The 6,422-nt window shown below is 47.3% G+C and carries 5 protein-coding genes and 1 pseudogene; all 6 read right to left on the bottom strand.

Annotated features, from left to right (window positions below; all coding sequences use genetic code 11):
* Positions 1-260: 260 nt before the first annotated feature.
* Entirely contained in the window at positions 261-509 is a 249-nt protein-coding gene (locus C7H79_RS19595) for a DDE-type integrase/transposase/recombinase (protein ID WP_374058027.1), read from the bottom strand.
* Positions 488-739, bottom strand: a complete 252-nt coding sequence (locus tag C7H79_RS16045) for an IS3 family transposase (RefSeq protein WP_106708263.1) — start codon at positions 737-739, stop codon at positions 488-490. The genes C7H79_RS19595 and C7H79_RS16045 overlap by 22 nt, the downstream gene beginning before the upstream one ends.
* A complete protein-coding gene (locus tag C7H79_RS16040; RefSeq protein WP_106708262.1) occupies positions 729-2,123 on the bottom strand; it encodes an exonuclease domain-containing protein in 1,395 nt (464 codons plus the stop codon). Before C7H79_RS16040 ends, C7H79_RS16045 begins: the two co-directional genes overlap by 11 nt.
* Positions 2,120-2,725 (bottom strand): LexA family protein, encoded by a 606-nt coding sequence (locus C7H79_RS16035; protein WP_106708261.1) that lies wholly within the window; start codon positions 2,723-2,725, stop codon positions 2,120-2,122. Before C7H79_RS16035 ends, C7H79_RS16040 begins: the two co-directional genes overlap by 4 nt.
* 751 nt (positions 2,726-3,476) lie before the next feature.
* Positions 3,477-5,135: an alkaline phosphatase D family protein gene (locus C7H79_RS16025; RefSeq protein ID WP_106708260.1), complete on the bottom strand. Its 1,659-nt coding sequence runs from the start codon at positions 5,133-5,135 to the stop codon at positions 3,477-3,479.
* Between the two features lie 444 nt (positions 5,136-5,579).
* Positions 5,580-6,203 (bottom strand): annotated as a pseudogene (locus C7H79_RS16020) (transposase); the annotation flags it as partial.
* Positions 6,204-6,422: the final 219 nt, after the last annotated feature.

The following is a 6,422-nucleotide window of genomic DNA, read 5'->3' as shown; positions in this document are numbered from 1 at the left end:
CGTTTATATTCTAAAGAGGAATGATAGTCTAATTTAGAGTGAATACGTTTTCCATTGTAAAAAAGCAACACAGTCAATAATACTAAGTTTTGCTGCTTCCTTATTTTCGAATTTTTGGTAGAACAGTTGTTCTGTGTTTAAGGCTACGAAAGAGTCGTTCTGTTGGCGAATTATCGTAGCAACATCCTTTATGGTTCATGCTTTGCTCCATTTTCATTACCCTTAAGTACTGACGATTCACGGTTTGCATACTGGCTCCCCTATCGGAATAATAGAGTAATCCAGGCTACGGTTTTCTTCGCCAAAAACATTGGTAACGCGCTAACACGCAAGAATGTCCTCATGTGATCGGCAATGGCCCAACCGACAATTTGACGAGAGAATAAGTCCATCACAATTGCCATATAAAGCCAACCATGTGGCGTCCAAACGTAAGTAATGTCCATCGTCCAGACTTGGTTTGAAGAAACGACCTCGAATTTTTGATCTAAAGCACCTGGGAAATCAATTCGTTATGATTGCTGTCAGTAGCCACCTTGAAACGTTTAGAATAGCGTGCCTTCAACACTGGCCGAGCCATCAAATGACGAACTTGATAATGCCCCGATTTCATTCCGGCTTCGTTTATTGCATCGGATAACCGCCGATAACCATAGGTTTGCTTATATTCATAGAAAAGCTGACAAGCATAGAAGTTATTTACATCGATTAGCGCAATAGAACGGTTGTTAATGTTCATGTAGCGCTATGATCTCAACTTGTTTCCGGTTAATGAATTTCAGCAGATAGCGGTAGGTATCCCGATCAAAACAGGGACGTTCTGATAATTCATCCAATTCCTGATGATCTTTGGCTGTACCCAAATGACACCATTGGTCAAAGACATGTACTTCGGTCATATCATTAGCGGGATTATATTCTTTAATTCCGATTCGTCCGACAAACGGCCACGCTAATAACTTGTAGCGACTTAAGGCTGTAAGAAGGCGTAACCGATGTAGTTCTGCAGTTTCCTTGCCAGCACATAAGCCTTGGCAGTGTTTCAACTGATGAGAAAAACATATGCCAGAGCCTTTTTCCAATCCTAATGCTTTATCACATAGTCCCTCCTCATCTGCGAGCTTATTTAAAATCTGCAATGCCTGTCTTTTTGTTTTAAAAGTGCCATATGCATTATCGAAGCTGCTGCCGTCGAGATCGCTTTCATAAATCAAAGTGACCAAAGGTTTTGCATTGGGATTGTCCGAAACCTGCCAGGCGCATAATTGTCGCTCCCGTCTCAGTTGCCGGTTATGAATAGGCTGATATTCCTTGATCAAACGAGATTCTAATAACAATGCCCCCAGCTCTCCACCCGTGATACGGTATTCGATTCGCCTGATTTCTTGAGCGATTCGCATTTCTCTGGCCGAGCTATGATCTGCCTGAAAGTGACTGAGTACCCGGGCCCTCAAAGAGACACTTTTGCCCACGTACAGCAAGGCATTTTCTCCATAAAATAAATAAACGCCGAAGGTGTCTGGAATCGCATGAATCTCAAGATGATCAACATGGAGGGGAATGGATTGTTGTTTTAGTATGGCTAGAGCGGCTTCCTGAACAGAATGCTCACCTAATTCATTGAAGGCAGCATCAATAAATGCCGCCATCATTTCTGTATCACCCATCGCACGGTGACGATTCTGACATACCAGTTTAAATCTTTCTATGATGGCATCTAAACCATGTCCTTTATGCTGAGGATATAGTTTTCTTGAAAGTTTAACCGTGCAAAGGAGTTTTTTCTGAAATGTAATGTCAAGACGCTTGAACTCATTTTTGAGGAAACCATAATCGAAACGCACATTATGAGCACACAACACCGCATCATCCAGCCATTCCAGCAACGTATCGCAAACTTCTGAAAAAGTCGGAGCGTTTGTTAGCATATGCTGAGTAATACCCGTCAATCGCTGAATGAAAGGTGAGATGCTGACTTCCGGGTTAAGGAGCGTACTCCAGCGGCCGACTTCAATGCCGTTTTTATAGCGAATCAGGCCGATCTCAGTAATCCGATCTTGAGTGGGAGTAGCTCCTGTTGTTTCCAGATCAAGCAATACATAACACGGCAACAATGTACTCATTTGAACCGACGGAATGATCCTGTTACTACTCCAAAAATCTCAAACTGCGTATCGGGACGAATGTAAATGGGTCTGTAAGGACCTGACGAGTTGGCGGGCATAAGCCTTGGCATTTTATTCGCGCCATAATCAAGGATTTTGATGGTGAATTCCCGATCGACCACTGCAAGTACAATATCGCCAACATCTGGAGTCTTGGATCTATCTACCACAACCTTGTCACCCGGTAACAAACCCACATCAATCATCGAGTCTCCCTTGATCGTAACGAAGAAGGTTGAGGCAGCGTGATCGATAAGAAACTCACTGATATCAAGGCGCTTTTCGACATAATCATCCGCCGGGCTTGGAAAACCTGCAGCGACTTTGGTAGAAAAAAGCGGTAGCCGGGTTGGCTGATCGCTAATAGCAGGAATCAAAAACTCATCTACATTCGGAGCTTCGCGATCCGCCCCCGCTCTTTTTTGCTGATACGCACCCAGAAATTCTTTAATGATAGCTCCCTGGCTTTCCGGCACGCGCATGGCAATCGTCGGTTCACCATATTTACCCTGGCCGCGCGGCCTGCCTGCATTTTCTCTTTTTCCACCACGATTTGACATTGCTAATCCTATTATGAAATATGTTCAATATTCAAACATACTGATGATAATTACGTCAAGCATATTCGCACCCGAAAGCCTTAGAAGCATTTCTAATGATGCTGTATGAGGATTGCAGTAGCAGTTGCAAATTTTGTAGTTCTAATTTGATAGAGAAACATAAACATCCACAGTATTAAAAAGGCCTTTGCACACCTGCATAAATTTGCTGTGATAATAGGAGAAATGTTCAAATGACAAGTGTTATGCGTGTCATTTTGGCAAAAAGTGAGGTTTTTTCCTCTTTTTAAAGGGAAGTCTCCCCCTTATGCAGCATTTGGACGGACTACCCCCTGATAGGCTTGTCCCTGAGAATTTTGTTGGCAGGTTTTTTAGATTCATACAGATGCTTTTCAGCATAATTTAGGCGTAGACTTTTGCCGTGCCGAGAGCGGTTTGCTCTTCTACGCGCGATGCATCATTTCGCTCTGCTTGGCAGAGGCAGTGTGAACCCGACGCACATAGCAGTCTCGCGTGTCGACTACCCGGTAACTGCGGGAGCCAAATTGCGACTTCTGCCTTTTTAAGCCAGGTCGCCTCCGGATCCGCGCTTTGTTCTTCAATACAGGGACTCCCAGTTGGCTGCCAGCCTCAAATTGAACCGTCTTACCTTCGGCATCCACCTCAAGCAGGATAACCTTTTTGGAGCGTGCCACTGACTCAATCAGCGTGGCATTAATTACCGCTCCTGTCGCTCCCTTGATCGGTGAAGTCAGTACTTATCCAATCGATGCTCGAACACTTGCTGTAGTTGCGGCGATGCGTCCTCGGCTGGCAGGCTCTTCTCGAAGCGCAACAATGCCTGCCGATCGGATAGCTCCAACGTCGCCACCTGGTTGTCGAACCAAGGTTCAGGATGACACAGATGCCAGTCCACCTCAGGCTGACGCACACCAGCCATGCGCGCCAAGCCCCTGGCCATTTTACCGACCATTACGGACCAACCCGCGCGCATAATCCGTTGATCCCGCACACCGAGCGGGTTACGGAAGGGTGAACACACTGCCTGATAGACCATGCTAGGGAGCGCTGGGCCAGAAAATTTTACCTTAGCGAGGTAAACATGATGAACATCGCCGGACAGCACAGTGATAGTTTCCGGTGTCCGACCCCGTTCTCCGGCTGCCACGGAGCGGATCAAGGCAACCATCCGCCGGAATGATGTTCCGAATGCGCACCAGTGTTCCAGATCCAGCTTGCGGCGGATTCGTTCGCCGATATTAATGAACCACGATCCCCACTCGCCATTGCAAACCGCCTCGTTCCAAGCTTCAAGGTAATGAAAGCCGGGGCCCATGAATACGGGCAGCGACGTACCAATCAACAGATGTCGGAAGTCGCCGCTCACGTGCGACTCGATCCATTGCCACTCATTCTCGTCTAGCATGTCTCTGCGATCGGACGCCAGCATTCGTCCCGCACGTGAATCTACGACCACTAGGCGCACGTCGCCGAAATCACGATGGAAACTCCAGCGATAGCTGTCCGGAAACTTGTCTGCTCGCATGGCTAACTCGCGCAATCGACTGCCGAAATCTTCGCGACGGGCATCGTCAATCTGCTTGAACAGCGCATCTTCGTGTAGTTCTGCCGGCGACAGATTGCCCAAATGCTGATAGACCCAATACGACATGAATGCCCCGACGATACGTCGTTGCCACCAAGGTTTGGCACGCATGTCTTGCACCCAGCCGTGGGAGATGTTCCAGTCGTCGTTGACATCGTGGTCGTCGAAGATCATCATGCTGGGAATAGTCGACAGCAGCCAACGGATATCCGCCTGACCCCAAGAATCTCGGTAGAGTTGAGTAAATTCCTCGAAATCTGCCAACTCCTCGCCGGGCGGCTGACTGATATCGCGTCGTGTCGATATCCACGCTCGTATTTCGGGAGAGACTTCGTCGGCATAGATCTGATCTCCCAACATCAGCAATGCGTGCGGCCATTGCTCTTCCGGTTGGGCACGCATGCGGAAGGTCAGTGCGCGCAAGGCATCGATTTCGAACCCGTGCGCTGCATCCTTCTGGTGCGTCAGCGTAAAGGGCGGTTCGTGCGGCATCGCCACGCGACATGATCCGAATGCGATTCGCAGCTTGGCATGCGAATCGAATGTGCGGATGACGCTGGGTGGAAAAGAAGAGTCTAGTTCTGGCCAGACCTTGTCTCCATCCAGATGCACGCTGTACTCGTGCCGCGTCGCGGGCTGCAGATCGGTCATGTAGACCAGCGCATAGTGGTGGCCTTCTACCTCGAACGTCGACGCACAACGGCCTAGGATCTCGACCTCGCACGCAGCATTGACCTCCACCCAAATCGTGGCATCGGTCTCTCCGACGTAGCGTAGTATGGGTCCTAGAACGAGCTTCGTCATGATGGCTCTGGTGCTGCAGAGAAAAGCAGCGTGGAGATCATGAATTCTTCTTGGACGAGGCTAAACGAAACTCTCATTGCATCTAGATCAGGGGATAGAATCATTAGAGTACACCGATTGATTTTTCATATACCTCACATGATTATTAATTTTTTACGAAAAAATAGAAAAATCCACCCACTTTCTTCAAGGAACTCTGGAGATTAGCTCCCAGCTCAATCTAAGCCGGGCGCAATTTATCCGAAATTTACATAATATCATCAATATAAATGTATTTTTCCCCGTTTACGTCCGCTTCTCAAAAAAGGGGTCAGGATCGTGGTTATTTTGCTAGTATCTCTGTGCGAGATTTAGCATTCTGATATGTGCTGTCAAAATGGAGTCCATTGGTTTAAGCAACAAGCAAATTTGCATAGTATTGCTGCGTAAATTGTGCTGGTGACAAATAGCCCACAACGCCGCAAAGCTGGCTTCAGACTTCAGGCGCTCTGGGTCTCCTACGGTAATGAGTAGCTGTGCCGCAGATTCATATCCAATGGCTTTGCCTGCAATCAGTTCGGGGGCTAATTCATCAACAATGACTGAAATCATCACATCCAAATCCGCAATTTCATCATGTAACTCCAAATATCGTCGTGCCAGAGATTTCAATGCAATTTTGTATGCAGTTGATATATCGCGATACCCACTCAGATCTGGTCGCCAGGCAGCAAGGGTACGGATTAATTGCATTCGAGTCATTGTGCGTAGTAATTCACGAATCGCCTCTGGTGCAGAGATAATATTCATGTGGATCATTTGCAGTGCGATACGACGAGCTGCAATGGCGGTTTTTCTGCATAACTTGAGAACTCGTAACGACTCCACCATGCCATCACGAGTTTTGGGGGTCACAGTGCGTATACCAGCAAAGGCTGCATGTGCTGCATTTTCCGCATCAATTGTGTCGTCTTTACCACGTTTGCGCCTAACTGTTTTGTCAGGTGAGGTGACTTCTAAAATTTTGATATCAAATTGTTGTAGATACCTTAGCAGGCCTGCACCGTAAGTCCCTGTACACTCTACGCCAAAGTCGAGGTGAAACCTCACCGTCAGAGGTTGCCAAGTAACCGACAGATCCAGGGAATGACACATATAATGGTCGATCTGAGTGAGGGTCAGGAAACTTGGCAACCCTAACGGCACCAGAGCTCCAATAATTACTCATTCAATAATTGAGTCAACCCATTATTGAAATCTGGTACACGTATTCTTACTATCTGAGTGAGCAATCAGCCCCTTACCGGA

The organism is Nitrosomonas supralitoralis (assembly GCF_003011925.2).
Taxonomy (GTDB): Bacteria; Pseudomonadota; Gammaproteobacteria; order Burkholderiales; family Nitrosomonadaceae; genus Nitrosomonas; species Nitrosomonas supralitoralis.
This window is presented reverse-complemented; position numbering and strand designations above follow the sequence as displayed.